The sequence below is a fragment of the Truepera sp. genome (genome assembly GCA_032027045.1).
In the GTDB taxonomy this organism is placed as follows: Bacteria; Deinococcota; Deinococci; order Deinococcales; family Trueperaceae; genus JAAYYF01.
This window is the reverse complement of the sequence record JAVSMU010000001.1, coordinates 2,800,783-2,814,688: the sequence shown is the minus strand read 5'-3', so window position 1 is coordinate 2,814,688 and position 13,906 is coordinate 2,800,783. Positions and strand designations below refer to the sequence as shown.

The 13,906-nt window shown below is 66.7% G+C and carries 15 protein-coding genes and 1 tRNA gene; 10 read left to right on the top strand and 6 right to left on the bottom strand.

The features are described from left to right. Positions 1–166: 166 nt before the first annotated feature. From ROY82_12690 to ROY82_12670, 5 genes are all read left to right on the top strand, one after another. Positions 167–700 (top strand): hypothetical protein, encoded by a 534-nt coding sequence (locus ROY82_12690; GenBank protein ID MDT3683317.1) that lies wholly within the window; start codon positions 167–169, stop codon positions 698–700. Positions 701–753: 53 nt separating this feature from the next. Then, positions 754–1,545, top strand: coding sequence for a nuclease-related domain-containing protein (locus tag ROY82_12685; GenBank protein MDT3683316.1), 792 nt, complete (start codon positions 754–756; stop codon positions 1,543–1,545). A gap of 299 nt (positions 1,546–1,844) precedes the next feature. Next, a complete protein-coding gene (locus ROY82_12680; GenBank protein ID MDT3683315.1) occupies positions 1,845–2,357 on the top strand; it encodes a hypothetical protein in 513 nt (170 codons plus the stop codon). A gap of 1,165 nt (positions 2,358–3,522) precedes the next feature. Beyond that, entirely contained in the window at positions 3,523–4,452 is a 930-nt protein-coding gene (locus ROY82_12675; GenBank protein MDT3683314.1) for a restriction endonuclease, read from the top strand. A gap of 789 nt (positions 4,453–5,241) precedes the next feature. Continuing rightward, complete coding sequence (locus ROY82_12670; GenBank protein MDT3683313.1) at positions 5,242–5,877, top strand: hypothetical protein; 636 nt, start codon at positions 5,242–5,244, stop codon at positions 5,875–5,877. Between the two features lie 160 nt (positions 5,878–6,037). On the opposite strand, the gene ROY82_12665 is transcribed toward ROY82_12670, so the two are convergent. Continuing rightward, positions 6,038–6,113, bottom strand: a tRNA-Ile gene (locus tag ROY82_12665). 276 nt (positions 6,114–6,389) lie between these two features. On the opposite strand from ROY82_12665, the gene greA reads away from it, so the two are divergent. From greA to ROY82_12645, 4 genes are all read left to right on the top strand, one after another. Continuing rightward, the gene (gene greA, locus ROY82_12660; protein ID MDT3683312.1) at positions 6,390–6,845 is read left to right on the top strand and encodes a transcription elongation factor GreA; all 456 of its coding nucleotides are present in this window, start codon (positions 6,390–6,392) and stop codon (positions 6,843–6,845) included. Positions 6,846–6,951: 106 nt separating this feature from the next. After that, positions 6,952–7,518 (top strand): hypothetical protein, encoded by a 567-nt coding sequence (locus ROY82_12655; protein MDT3683311.1) that lies wholly within the window; start codon positions 6,952–6,954, stop codon positions 7,516–7,518. Further along, complete coding sequence (locus ROY82_12650; GenBank protein ID MDT3683310.1) at positions 7,515–8,489, top strand: LptA/OstA family protein; 975 nt, start codon at positions 7,515–7,517, stop codon at positions 8,487–8,489. Before ROY82_12655 ends, ROY82_12650 begins: the two co-directional genes overlap by 4 nt. After that, positions 8,486–9,352 carry an LptA/OstA family protein gene (locus ROY82_12645; GenBank protein ID MDT3683309.1) on the top strand — a complete coding sequence of 289 codons (867 nt, stop codon included), beginning with the start codon at positions 8,486–8,488 and terminating at the stop codon, positions 9,350–9,352. The genes ROY82_12650 and ROY82_12645 overlap by 4 nt, the downstream gene beginning before the upstream one ends. A gap of 7 nt (positions 9,353–9,359) precedes the next feature. On the opposite strand, the gene ROY82_12640 is transcribed toward ROY82_12645, so the two are convergent. Then, positions 9,360–9,752, bottom strand: coding sequence for an Hsp20/alpha crystallin family protein (locus tag ROY82_12640; protein MDT3683308.1), 393 nt, complete (start codon positions 9,750–9,752; stop codon positions 9,360–9,362). A 47-nt stretch (positions 9,753–9,799) separates the two neighbouring features. On the opposite strand from ROY82_12640, the gene miaA reads away from it, so the two are divergent. Next, positions 9,800–10,873, top strand: a complete 1,074-nt coding sequence (gene miaA / locus ROY82_12635) for a tRNA (adenosine(37)-N6)-dimethylallyltransferase MiaA (protein ID MDT3683307.1) — start codon at positions 9,800–9,802, stop codon at positions 10,871–10,873. Between the two features lie 107 nt (positions 10,874–10,980). Here miaA and dnaJ read toward each other — a convergent pair whose 3' ends face one another. The 4 genes from dnaJ to ROY82_12615 all read right to left on the bottom strand — a co-directional run. Next, on the bottom strand, positions 10,981–12,153 hold the full coding sequence (gene dnaJ / locus ROY82_12630; GenBank protein MDT3683306.1) for a molecular chaperone DnaJ: 1,173 nt from the start codon (positions 12,151–12,153) through the stop codon (positions 10,981–10,983). Positions 12,154–12,245: 92 nt separating this feature from the next. Then, on the bottom strand, positions 12,246–12,632 hold the full coding sequence (locus tag ROY82_12625) for a DUF2089 domain-containing protein (protein ID MDT3683305.1): 387 nt from the start codon (positions 12,630–12,632) through the stop codon (positions 12,246–12,248). 94 nt (positions 12,633–12,726) lie between these two features. Then, the gene (locus tag ROY82_12620) at positions 12,727–13,146 is read right to left on the bottom strand and encodes a hypothetical protein (GenBank protein MDT3683304.1); all 420 of its coding nucleotides are present in this window, start codon (positions 13,144–13,146) and stop codon (positions 12,727–12,729) included. Then, positions 13,139–13,906 (bottom strand): DUF4097 family beta strand repeat-containing protein (locus tag ROY82_12615; protein ID MDT3683303.1); only part of this gene is annotated, 768 nt, incomplete at its 5' end. The genes ROY82_12615 and ROY82_12620, both read right to left, overlap by 8 nt.

Sequence of the window (13,906 nt, the reverse complement as noted above, 5' to 3'; positions counted from 1 at the left end):
GTGCTGGCCCTCTGGCCCCAACGTTGGTCGCCACGCGACCTCGTCGTCCACGCAGCGAGCCTCTGCGCCTCCATAACCCGGTTACGCTCCAGTTGATAGCGGCAATGGACCCTACGCGCCGGTCCGCACGCGGCTCTATCGTGGTAGGTGAAAGAAGGCAACCCTCATGCAAGGGAACGGTTCACCGAGCAAGAGCCCCGGTCAGGTTCACCAGCAGCGGCCGTCACGCGCCGCCGCTAAGAGCAGACCCGCCGCCGTCCACGTACTGATCGTGCTGTTGCTTCTCCTTGGCATCAGCGCACTGGGAGGTGGCGCCGGCCTGATCATCGACCCATCCGGTGACGCGCTCGGAATGCCTGTCTCACTGTTGGCCGGCAGTCCGTTCCATGACTACCTCGTGCCGGGCGTGATCCTCTTCGCCCTGCTGGGGGTCTGCCCCATACTCGTGGTGCCGATGCTGTGGTTCCGGCCGAAATGGGCGCGAACACCGAGGGTTTCCCTCAATGTCGCGTGGTTCGCCGCCATGGGTCTCGGCGCAGCGCTCATCGTCTGGATCTTGGTGCAGATGACCATCCTGCGCTTCTTCTTGCAGCCGATCCTCCTGGCGCTCGGCGTCGGCATCATCGGCGTGGGCATGTTGCCGGCAGTGCGTCGGCATTACGGTCACGGCGGGCCGGGTTCGGAGGCGTCCGAGGGTTGAGCGGCGGCGGAAATATCGCCTCTCTCGCCGCGCTGCCTTATTAACCTGTACTGGTGGATAAAGCTGAGAAGCGGTCCCCATTGCGGGCACCGCCTGTTCGCTTGCCGGGTCAGTCGGTTTCCGAAGAGATCGAGCGGGTGCGCGATGTTGCACTCGGAGACAACTTCGTGCTACTTGCAATTACTGCCGGCGTGACGGCGATGACTGGCGTGCAGTGGTTGCTTGGGACACCACCGAAGGTGCTGTTCTTCGTATCACTAGCCTCTTTCGTGGGGAGCCTGGTGTACGTGGTCCCGCGCATGAAGCGGGCGCGGGAGCAAGTGAGGCGCCTGCGGCAGGGACAGGCAGGTGAGCGGGCCGTCGCAGAGTACCTGGACACGTTGCGCGACCCGAGCGTCCGAGCGCTGCACGACCTCGTGGGGGATAACTTCAACGTCGATCACGTGGTGGTGGCCCCACAGGGCATCTTCGTACTCGAGACGAAGACTATCTCGAAGCCGGTGAACCGAGACGTGCGGGTGGTATTCAACGGCGAGCTCGTGACGCTGGATGGTTACGTGCCGCCCCGCAACCCGGTGGTGCAAGTAAAGGCCGCGGCGACGTGGGTGCGGCGCTTGCTGAAGGAAGCCTTGGATCGCGATTACGCCGTGCGGCCGGTGCTCTTGTTCCCGGGATGGTTCGTGGAGAGGACGGAGGCGGCGAAGCGCTCGCCGGTCTGGGTGCTGGAGCCGAAGGCGTTCGGGCCGTTCCTGCGTAAGGAGCCGGTGGTGCTGAGCGAATCGGAGGTGGCTCAGGTGGTGTACTTCCTGAAGCGCTACAGCCGGGCGACGCCGGAGCGGGTGTGAGTGGTTGCTTGGGTGGTTGGCCACGGCCGCCTTCGGGAATACGAGGCATCTGCTGAGCCTCAACGACTGCAGTAAACGCCTGGCTGTGGTCTCGGCGGGCATGGCGTCAGCAGGCGCGAACGGCTGCGCGCCTTCGGTATGGTGAAGTTATGTACCCGAGTCGGCGTCGCGAATCCGTCGGCGTGGAGGCTTTGGCTCAGCTCTTGGAGCAGCGGAAACCCGTACTCGGGCTTTCCGACTGGTCGATCCGCGTGGAGCTCGTAGACTTCGCGCGTGAGTTGCAGAGCGGTGACGCATGAGTGGACATCGTGGAGAAGAGCGCCCCCGTAATGATGACCCGGCGGCCGTTCCGCGACGAGGAGCGCGTATGGCTGCACGAGCTGGGGCACGTCGTTCTCTGGCCTCTCGACCAGGTGGCGATGGACCTGGCGGGCACAGCAGCTTCCGGCTCACGCGAGCGGGAGTTGGCCGGGGCAGCGGTCTTCCGCGCACTGGAGCCGGTGACCGGGCGGGTCACGGCAGCGCTCTTTAGGGCCGCAGGCAGAGTTAGGGCCAACTCGCTCATCCCGGACAGGACGGATTGGGTCTTGCCTCGATCCGGTTTCGAGCGAGCATTGGAGCTCGTACCCTTCGAAAACACGGTGCCGCTGCAGCATCTACACAAGCCCTGTCTTACATATACGCTCCTCGGCAATCGCCTAGGCTTGAAACTCGGGAACGCCAGCCCCGAAGAGCAAGAACGTGCCCTACACATCCTTGCCAAAGACCTACGAGCCGCAAGCGCAGAGATCAAACCCCAAACAAACAAGTAGGCGCTGGACGGAGGAGCTCGTAAGTGGGAAACACTAAGGGCGCACCGAGACGAGCTTGCCTACCTATCAAACCGGTGACCTTTGGAACCACCCCATTTCGCCGCCGGGGGTGACCGCGCCGTACACGGTGTCGAGGATTAGGGTGGCGCCGCCGGGTATCGGTAGACCCAGACGCAAGCCATGGGCCTTCGCTGGGACGGTGCTAGTACCAGTCGAGACCACGATACTCCCGTCGCACTTGATAGCGCCCGTCGCCCAGCGCTTCGAAGTACTTGCGGTATGTCGGGCTGTGTCTAATACTTGCGGCGTTGGCCAGCGTGACGCGAAGGTGGGATTCACGCACCGGCCAGCCACGCCGTCTAACGAACTCCCGTATTGTGCTGACCGTCAATGGTTCGCGGAGTTCACCGCGGTTGACGGCCGCGACGATCTCTCGGTTTAGCCCTCGTCCAAACTTTGCCATGACCGAACACCTCCGCCATATCGAGAGCAAGAGTAATGCCAGGGATGGATTCCGCCCTGAGCACCGTCGACCGGCACGTTCTCAGTTGCCTATTGTGAGGATACTCAGACCATGGGCCAACAAGAACTCCAACGCCAAACGCAGGAACAACGGGAGGGACACCTGTGGTAGGCGGAGCACAAGACTACGGAGCTCCAGACCTACGAGCCGAAGTTGCTTGAGGTCGCCCACCGCGCCCCAGCGGCTCTAGGCGCCAACCCACTATGGGCGGCTGAATGCGGCGTAGTGGTGCACCACTGCGAAAGCGGCGCCGGCCTCACCACCTGAGTGTTCACCAAGAGCCTTGCCTGGATACCAGCACACCCGGCCAGCGCGCTGGTGGGCGTGGTCGGAGAGATCTGTTGCCGCAACTCACGCTGCGACCACCCGGGCTCAAACAACTAAGACCGCTTCCGAATCCTCTGTGTAGACCTGGCCAACCACCAGCCCGCCACCGCCATCGTGCCCCTGACCAAAGCGCTGCCCGGATCGACAATGCACTGAGTACCACGGCCGCCTTGGTGCGGGCCCAGCCGCCCCGAATGCCCGCAAGAATGACGCCCGCACGGCTCCGTCATGCCCCATGAGCGTGCAAACAAGGTACACCACTATTCCGTGGTCAGGTTCCCTCACGAGGACGCGTCTGTTAGCCTAACTCCACTCATGGCAGTTCCCACCTACGACGAGTTCTTCTTGCCGCTACTCACCCTGCTCACCGAGCGCGACCACGTATCGCTCACCGAAGCCAAGGACTTGCTGGCCAACCGCATGGGAGTCACGAGCGACGACCGCCACGAACTCCTCCCCAGCGGCCGGCAGCGGCGCTACGACAACCGCGTCGGCTGGGCACGCACCTACCTGACGAAAGCCGAGTTGATCAGGGCCGTAAAGCGCGGGGTCTACGAACTCACCGACACCGGCCACCAACTGATGGCCACTAAACCGGAGGCCGTGACCGTCAACACGCTAATGGCAATCGAGCCGTTCCGCGCCTGGCGCGAAGCCTACAAAGGCCCAACTGAGGCGACAACCGCAGCCTCTAGGCCCATCACGGCCGACCACGCGGACACACCCGAGGAAGCCATCAGCGCCGCCCACGTACAACTCCGCCAAGCGCTTGCGTTGGAGCTCGCCGAAGCGCTTCAGAACGTAACGTGGCAACGCTTCGAAGAGATCGTCGTCGACGTACTCCTGGCCCTCGGTTACGGCGGTAGCCGCGCGGGCGCCGGGCACGCCTTCCGCAAGAGCGGAGACGGTGGCGTCGACGGCGTCATCAACGAAGACCGCCTCGGCCTCTCCAAGATCTACGTGCAAGCAAAACGCAAAGCGCCCGATTACCGCGTATCACGCCCCGACGTGCAAGCCTTCGTCGGTAGCCTCATGGGACAAAAAGCCAAACAAGGTGTGTTCATCACCACCAGCGGCTTCACTCAAGAAGCCCGCGACTACGCCAGCAGCCTTAGCGACCTGCGTGTGGTGCTCATCGACGGCGAGAACCTAGCCGAATTCATGATTGACCACGACGTGGGCGTCAGCGAGCAAGAACGCTATATCATCAAACGCCTCGACCGCGACTACTTCGAGGAAACGTAGGCGGGCGCCGGCGCTAGAGGCGCCGTTCCCCATTGGTGCAGAATCTGCGAGCCAGGTGCCACCAAGTTGCAACCATGGTCCCCACGTGAAGTAAGAACGTGTGTAGCGTAATGGCAGAAATGCCGTCTAGGACTTGGTAAGGCCTTCTGGATCTCGACCAACGACCAATCGATTGCCAGTGGCGCCCTCTCACCGCTTGGCTAAGAACCCGCGCGACCCGATTCTAGCAACGAGACCCCGATCACGGCGCGCGGCCCGCGGCTTGCTACCCCGACCCCTTCGACCATCTCGCGGAAGTGCGCTTGCGGTTACGGTCCCCAGTAGGGAGTCGGGGGCCCGTCAGCGCTCTTGCTCCTAGGCCAGCAGGAAGTGCACCCCTGCAGCGAAGCTGCTACAGCTCTACCGGCCGTGGCCGGCCTGTATGTGGACAATTCTGGCCCGAATCAGACGCTGCGGTCGGTTCGCCCGGGGCATGCTCACGAGTGCGGGTTGAAGCGTGTCGACGCCACCCAAGATGACATCGGGCCACCCGACCACCAAGGGCCTCGAGAAGACCAAGGAAAAGCTGCGCCAGGAGTTGACGGAGGCAAACGCAGCGTGAGGCTGTCAACCCAGCGCCGGTAGGGCATCGACCACGTACGGCGTGATCGCCCGCGCGCGCTCGGCGTCGAGCACTCATCTCACCGCTTCCAACCCCGCGTAACGCTCGTGTCACGCCTCACCTCGCACGATGATCCAACCCACGTAGCTAACCGCGAATGTGAGCGCCACGAACACCGAGGAGGGCCCATGCCACACGATTCGACACGAACCGGCAACTTCCACGTTCATCTCGGCCGCCCTGCCCCGCCACGGGGCCGGTCACCTGGCAGGACGAGGACGGGCGCACTGGCGTTTTTCGTCTTGGCGCTGCTTCTTGCAGGCTGCGCCACACCGCCACCAGGAACCCTGCCGCCTCCCTTGCTGTCGTGGACGTTCGACGCAGACCTCGATGGCTGGGAAACCGGCGTGGCCACCGGTGAGGCCTGGGGCACCGCCGAGTGGAGTTCATGGTGCGGGAGTGACCGCAACGAAGGTTGCGTCAAGTTGGACGGCACGGGTGACCCGGGTAACCCGAACGCGTGGATCTACCGCACTCTGAAGCTCCCACAGGGCGCGACCACACTACGTGCCCTGACTACCGCCCACGACCGAAAGGGCGCCGATAGCCTTTACCGTGTGCGGCTCGTGGACGACAGCGCGGTCGAGCACGTACTGATCGACTGGTCGACGTCATCGAGCTCCGAGAACGCGTACCACTGGTTCCCCATCGAGGCTGAAATCGCGGCGTTCGCAGGTAAGACCGTCACGCTGTACTTCGAAGGCGCCGACAACGGGCCCGGCTCCAACGAGCAGAGGTATTACGACGACATTGCCATCTACTGACGCGGCGCGGATCTCGCTATCGGTGGGCGTCCAGCGTCTTAGGTCCCGGAGCATGACGGTGCCACCACCATGCTCACCGCGCAGATCAGCAGGTTAGCCGGTCGACCTCCATAGGCGCGAAGGCGTCGTTCCAATGGAGTGAACGGAACTCGTGATCAGGTGGTGGGCCCTGCTGGATTCGAACCAGCGACCAATCGATTATGAGTCGACTGCTCTCACCGCTGAGCTAAGGGCCCGAGAGCGTTCTTGGCGCCGGCGACGCGAGTGCGGCGCCGCGCGCGGCGTCGATTGTAACAAGCCGGAGGGGTGGGCGCTTGGCGGGGCGGTTCGAACGATTCACCGCTCGCCCGGCCCGAGCCGATCTGGCAGTATAATCCTCCCCGGACGTTGCCCGGCGGCAGCCGGTGGCCCAGGCTCTGCGCCTCGCCGGCCTGTCGAGACGGCTTCGGGCGCGTTCGCGCCGGCCGTGCCCGGCGCAGTTAGGGAGCATAGTGGCAAAGGAACCGATCCGGATGACCGCTCGCGGTCTAGAGAAGCTGAAGGAAGAACTCCGTTACCTGAAAGAAGACAAGCGCCAGGAGCTATCCGAGTACATGGGCGCCGCCCTGGCCGACGGTGACCTGCGCGAGAGCGCCGCGTACGACGAGGCCCGGCTGCTCCAGAGTGCCAACGAGGCTCGCATCGCCGACCTGGAGGAGCTCGTCCACCGCGCCGTCGTGGTGGAGCCCGAGGTCGGGGCCGAAGCCGTCGCCCGCCTGGGCGCCTCCCTCACCCTGCAGTCGCAGGAGGGTGAGAACGTCGTGTTCCACCTGGTCGGCACCCACGAGGCCGACATCCTCGAGGGTCGCGTCAGCGACGAGTCGCCGCTCGGCATGAGCCTCGTCGGCCGCCGCGCGGGTGACTCGGTGACGGTGCAGATGCCACGCGGGGCCGCCGTCTACCAGGTGCTGGCCGTTTCTTTCGACTGAGCCAAACGCGTAGGCCCGCCAGCGTGCAACGGCGGTGGCGGTCCGTTAGCGTTCCGTAAGCGCCGGAGTCACGTTTCTCAGTGCCTCGCGCTGATAGATTCGCTTCATGGTGCGTTGGGCGACGATCTCGTTCGCAGTGGTGGTGATGGTGCTCGTCGTCGTCGCGCTGTTGCCCGGTCGCGAGACGGCCGTGCCGGACGCGGCCATCGAGTTGCAGTCGGCGGCCCTCACCCTTTACCCGCAGTCCGACCCGACCGCCGTCTGGTACTTCTCCGCCCCTGAAGCCGAATACTTCCCCGACCGCCAGGAGACGACCCTCGTCAAGGTCGACGACGGCCGCCGCACCGTCGACGGCGTCACCGACTTCACCCTCACCGCCGAGAGCGTCACCATCGATCGCAACGACGACCTGAGGGGCGAGCACATGCACGCCCACCTGGTCGAGGACGACCTGGACCTCGACATGACGGGGAAGGGCTCGCGGCTGGTCCTCATCAACCAACGCGCGGGGCGCTTCGAGGTGCCGCACGCCGTGATGTCGGGCCCCGACCTCGGTGATAGTGTCTTCGAGGACATGCGCATCAGCTTCGATTTCACCGACTTCTCCGCCGGAGGTCCTGGGACCGTCGGCTACGCTCAGTTCGTCGTCGACTCTCCCGGGAGGAACCCTTGATCAGACCGTTCCGCGTGCGCTGCGGCGCGCCGTGCCAGCTGCTCCTACTGCTAATCGTCGTCGCGTGGATGGCGGTGCCGGCGTTGGCGCAGGAAGGCCAGGCCGAGGCCCCCAGCGAGCGCCGCATCATCACCATCGACGGTTCGGGCGGTACGCAGAGCGGCAACCTGCGGGCCGGTCCCATCATCTACGATCACCCGGAGCCTTACGGCATCAAGGCCACCGTCTCGACCCTCAAGATCCTCGGCCACCATGCCGAGCTCACGGCGCCCGCCGGCACCTCGATCACCAAGGGCGGCGAGCGCGTCGCGGCGTTCACGGGCGGGGTGCGCGTGGAACGCGGCCGCCTCACCGCGACCGGGCCGGGCCTCGAGTACAGCGAGGCCACGGGCCTGGGCGTGCTGGCGGGACGCGCCGAGGTGATCGTGGCACCCGAGAAGGACGGGGGCGACGAGGTTCAGATCGGCGCCGACGAGGTGGCGTTCTACGTCGACACCGACCGCTCGACGAGCAGGGGCAACGTCGAGCTCGTGAACGGCAGCCAGTCGGCCGAGGCCGACCAGCTCATCTACGAGGAGGACCGCGAGCTGGGGGTCCTCACGAGCGAGGGTGGCCAGGTGAGCATCACGCGCGTCGACGACGACGGCAGCCTCACGGTCATCACCGCCGACGAGATCCGCGTGCTCACGGGCTCCAAGCTGCTCTACGCCCGCGGCGACGTGACCGTGGTGGACGGGCACATCACGAGCAGCGGCAACGAGGTCTTCTTCGACGACCACTCGGGCATCGCCGAGGTCATCGGCACCAAGGACACTCCCGCGCGGGCCGTCGACGCCGACTCGGGCGCCACGCTCGTCACCGACCGCATCCAACAGGACGTCGAGTACGACTTCTTCGAGGCCATCGACGCCTCGCTGCCCAGCACCTACGACGTGAGTGACTTCGAGCTGACGGAGCACACCTCGGAGTGAAACTCAGGCGCGGCGACCCAGGTAGTGCCAGTCGCCGCGTCAGCCGCACGCCGCGTGCACCGCGCGGGCCAAGTGCGCGCCGCGCGGCGCTGCTCATCGCCCTGGCCGTGGCCGCCGGCGGCGTGGTCGTGGCGCAGACGAGCACGACCTTCACGATCAAGCGCGAGGACACCGAGATGGTCGTCACGAACCTCGCCAAGGCGGCAGACGGCGCCCGCACCATCGGCAACAACCGCAACTGCGTCGAGGGCGAGCGCATGACCATCGTCTACGGGCCGGCCCCCGGCCACGTCGAGACGCGGGTGGAGGACGCGCTCCTGACCTCGCGCTTGGCCGTGATCACCACGCCCGACGACGCCGCGGAGCATTCCGGGGAGGAGACCCTGGAGCTCACCGGCGACGACGTCACGTTCTCTCGCCCCGGGTGCATCGAGGACCGCACGCCGCCGCAGGCCCCGGCGGTGACCCTCGAGCAGGGCAAGACGACCGTCGTGGGCACGCGCTTCTACCTGGACCGCGAGACGGACTTGGGCGAGATGACCGGCCCGATCACTCTGGAGCGCGGGGCAGAGGAGGGCAAGGAACCGCTGCGCGCGACGGCCGACGCGATGGAGTTCGCCGTCGGCGAGCAGAAGGCTACCCTCACGGGTAACGTCGTGGTGGTGGACGCCGACCGCAAGACCACGGGTGAGCGGCTGGAACTGGACGAGGACGCCGGCACCGCGGTGCTGACGGGCAACCCGGCGCGTAGTGTGAAGGGCAACGACGTCCTCACCGGGCAGCGGTTGCTTTACTACCTGGACACCAGCGACGTGGTCGTCATCGGCAACGTCACGGGCGAGCTGGAAATAGACCTGGATTGATCCTCGCTCAGCCTTCGGCCAGCTTCGGGAGCGTCACGACCAGTACTCCCGCCGCCAGGTGGGCAGTCGCCTGCTCGGGGTCGACGGGGCCCGGGAGCGGGAACGTGCGCTGGAACGGGCCCACGCTGCGCTCGGAGAAGATCGTGCGGCCACCAGCGAAGGGCGGTTCGCGCAACCCGGCGATCAACAGCTCGCCGTCCTCGACCGCTATCTCCAGGTCGGCCTGGCTTACGCCCGGCACCTCGAGGTGAACCTGGAACGCGTCTCCGCGGTCGATCATGTCTGCACGCGGCTGGCTGCTCGCGGTGGCACTCGTGCGGACGGCCAGTTCGTCGATGTGATCCCGGACCGCCAGCAGCTCCTGAACGTCGCCCGCGGTGCCGTACTTCTCGAGCTTCATGGCGCGAGTCTAGCACCCGAGAATGGGACGTCTGTTAGCGTTGCACCATGCCGATATTCGCCGTCCGGAACGAGAACTCGGGTCAAGCGGATTGTGGCACCGGGGCCTGGGCATCGGCCGGTGAAGATGTAAGTGTGCTGCAGGCAGGTGATCCAGGCGGAGGCGGCCTAGAGCCAGGGGCGTCGCCCGGCGGTGGGTCCCTGGGACCGGCCGGCGGCGCGGGGCTGGTCGTGCCGCAGTTGGCGGGCCCCACGGCGTCGGGGAAGAGCGGCGTGGCCATGCGCCTCGCCAGCGAGTATGGGCTCGAGATAGTGTCGGCCGACGCCATGCAGGTCTACCGCGGCATGGACGTGGGAACGGCCAAGGCCACGCCCGAGGAGCGTGCGGCGGTCCCGCATCACCTGCTCGACGTCGTAGATCCCTCGGAGCCCTTCTCCGTGGCCACGTACGTGGAGTTGGCCGAGAACGCCATCGCAGACGTTCTCGGGCGGGGCGGCACGCCCATCGTGGTCGGCGGCACCGGCTTCTACCTCAGGGCCTTGCGCGAGGGGCTCTCCACGCTGCCGACCGCCGACCCCTCGAAGCAGGCGCCCCTGTGGGAGGCGGTCGCCGCGGGCCGGCTGGCGGAACTCGATGCGGAGCTGCGCGCCGCGTCGCCCGCGGACGCGGAGCGCGCCGCCATGAACCCGCGTCGGTTGGTGCGTAGCCTCGAGGTGCTGCGCGCGACGGGGCGCCCACCCAGCGCGTTCCCGGTCAGGCCACCGCGCTTCGCCTACCGCGCGGCGTACCTCGCTCCGGGCATGGACGTGCTGCGACCGCGGATCCGTGAACGCACCGCACGCATGTTCGAGATGGGACTGGTGGCCGAGGTGGAAGGGCTCCTGGCCCGCTACCCGGAGCAGCCGACGGCGCTCCAGGCGATCGGCTACAAGGAGGTCGTGGCTCACGTGCGCGGCGAGGCCACCGAGGCCGAGGCGCGTGCGGCGGTGACGGCCGCGACGACCCGTTACGCCAAGCGTCAACGCACGTGGTTCGGCGCCGAGGCGCCGGAACTGCGGTTGATGAGCACCGGGGAAGACGCCTACGAGCGATTGCGGGCGTGGCTGACGGAGCGGCCCTGAGCCTCGTTCGGCGCTGACGCCCAGCTCAACCTCGGGCCGCAATTTAGCCCGAACCCGGCTCCACCTGGACCTTGCTCAGCGTGGCCCTTGCTCAACCTGAACAGTGCTCAGGCCGAGACCGCCTTGTCTTCCGGTTCCTTCTCGCGATCACCGGCCTCGTCGGCTTGGGGCTTGCCGCGCCCGCGCCGCTTACCTTTGAAGAAGTCGCGCACCTTCTCGACGACCGTCTCGGTGTCCGCGATGGTCTCACCGACCTCGGCCGCGTAGGCCTCCAGGTGCTCGCGCGCCGCCGGCGAGAGCTTGCTCGGCACGACGAGTTTCACCTTCACGACCTCGTCGCCGCTGCCGGACTGCCGTAGCCGGGGCATGCCCTTGCCCCGCAACCGGAACTCGCTGCCGGGTTGGGTGCCGGCGGGGACGTCGACCTTCTCGCTGCCGTCGATGGTGGGCACTTCGAAGGTGCCGCCCAGTGCGGCCTGCGCCAGGCCGACCTCGAGCGTGAAATGAAGGTCGTCGCCGGCCCGTTCCAGGAAGGGGTGCGGCTCCATCTGGAGGTAGAGGTAGAGGTCGCCCGCCGGCGCGCCGTCGAGGCCGGCGTTGCCCTCGCGCGGCACGCGCAGGCGGTAGCCGCCGTCGATGCCCTTGGGGAGCGGGACCGAGACGGTGTCGCGGCTGCGCTCCCTGCCTCGGCCGTTGCAGACCTTGCAGGGCGTGGTGATGATCTGGCCCTCGCCGTAACAGTCGGGGCAGCTGCGGGCCGTGATGACGGAGCCGAATATCGACTGCGCCTGCACCCTCACCTGGCCGCTACCGTTGCAGCGGGGGCAGGTCGACTTGCCGCCCGAGCCAGGTTCGGCGCGGTCGCCGTGACAGTGATGGCAGGCGACGAGGCGCTCGACCTCGAGCTCCACCGTGGCCCCGTCGCGCGCCTGCTCGAGCGTGACCATGAGCTCGGCTTCGAGGTCCTCGCCCGGGTGTCCATGTGCGCGGTTGCGGCCCGCTGAAACGTTGGTTCCGAACACCGAGGCGAAGATGTCGAAGATGTCGCCGCCCATCGGTAGCCCCTCGTCGACGCTGCCGAAGCGGTCGTAGCGGGCGCGCTTCGACTCGTCGGACAACACGGCGTAGGCCTCGTTTATCGACTTGAACTTGTCCTCGGCCGCCTTGTCACCCGGGTTGCGGTCGGGGTGGTACGCGAGGGCGAGCTTGCGATAGGCGGCCTTTATCGTCTTGGCGTCGGCGTCTTGTGGGACCTCGAGGATGGCGTAGTAATCGGGCATGCGGCGGTAAGTATACCGGAGCCTTCCCGCGCGCCTTGCGGCGCAAGTTGCATGTGGGCTCGACCGGCGCCCGACCGGAGCTCAGTGGACGCTCAGCCCTTCTTGGCCACCGCCTGCAGGCGCTTGGAGGCCTCTTCGGCGTCGATCTCGCCCGACTCGAGCATGTCCAGGATGCTGGCTCTCTGCTCCGCAGCGTCGGACGCGACCTCGTAGCCGAGCGCAAGCAGCAGCTTCTCGAAGCGCAACCGTACCGTGGGGTAACTAAGGCCGAGGACGCGCTCGACCTCCTTGAGGTTGCCGCGGACCTTCACGAAGATGCGCATGAACTCGAGCTGATCGCTCGCCAGCAACGCGAACTCGTTGGGCGTGAAGCGCCCCTCGATCACGACGCCGCTGTCTTCGCACTCCAGGCGCGTGACGGTCAACGGCCCGCCCGTCACTGGACACGACGTGGGCATGGGCAGTCTCTTCATGGTCATGGCTTGAACTCCGTCTGGCTTGGTGCCGTCCCGCGGCCTCGGCGGGGCATCGCCACGAACGCTGCAAGCTGAGAGGATGCCGCCGAGGCGCAACTCATACGATCTCCACGACGATGCTGGTCTTGCGCCCGCCCACTCCGTCGTCGGCCTCCACGTCCACGAGGCGGCCGTCGGGCACGTCGTCGCCCAGGTCCTTGAGCAGCTGCGCCAGGTCGATGCCTTGCATGGACAGTTCGGCGCTGGCGTCGGCGGGCAGGAAGCGGCTGGCGTACTTCGCGAGTGCCAGTGGGACGTTCACGCGCACCTTCGCGGCGTTCTCCTCACCGTTTCCCGGCGCGTCTATCGAGATGCGCAGGATCCTCGCGCTTCCCCTTGCCTTGGCGGGAGGGAGCTCGCCGGCGGGCCGCGGCGCCTGTGCGCCCACGGCCTTCAGGAGGTCCGTCGCCGCGTCCACCGTGATGTGGCCCGCGGCCAGCATGTCGAGGATGCGCTTGCGGGCTCCTTCGTCACTCATGTTCCTCGCCACTCCTGACCTCGATGCTGCCTGCCGTAACCCATAAGTCGAGCGTGGCGCGACCGGTGCCTAGCGTGCCCGTGACGTTCTCGCTCACGAGGTTCCGCTCGGTCTTGAACGGCTCCGAAGCGGTGATGTCGCCCATGGAGACGTTGCCCTTCACCGTCACGTCGGAACCGGGCAAGAGGACGGCCTCGATGTCCCCGACCTTGGCCCGCACCTGGTGTCGGCCCGGCTGCGGCTTGAGGCTCAGGTAGACGTCGCCCGCGAGGGTCGTGAAGTCGACGCCGCGGAGGCCGTGGGCGTCGATGTCGCCCGCGGACAGGGTGCCCCTCAAGTACGGGACGTCCTTCAGGTCGATGTCGCCGACCATCTTCGCTAACTCCAACCCGTAGCCGTCCGGCAGCACCACCTTGAAGTTCCCGGCGCGCACCTTGCCGAGCAGGCCCCCTAGGCCACCCTGGCCCGACCGGGAGGCCAGCCGGTAACCGTCGTCGGTGGGCTCCAGCGCGACGTTGCCCGCGTCGGAGGTGGCGATCGGCATGGAGAGGCTCGGGTCTACGGTGACGTCGAGGTCGCCGGCCATCAGTTCCACACGCAACCACTTGGTGCCCGGGGGCGCGTAGTCGGCTTGCGGTTCGTGGTCCGCCTTCGGGTGGGGCGTGGTGGCTGCTTCCGGCTCGTTCACGTGAGGTATGGCTGCCCGTTCCGGCTCGTCGAGGCGGCGCGGAGTAGCTGATTTCGGCTCGTCGAGGCGGGG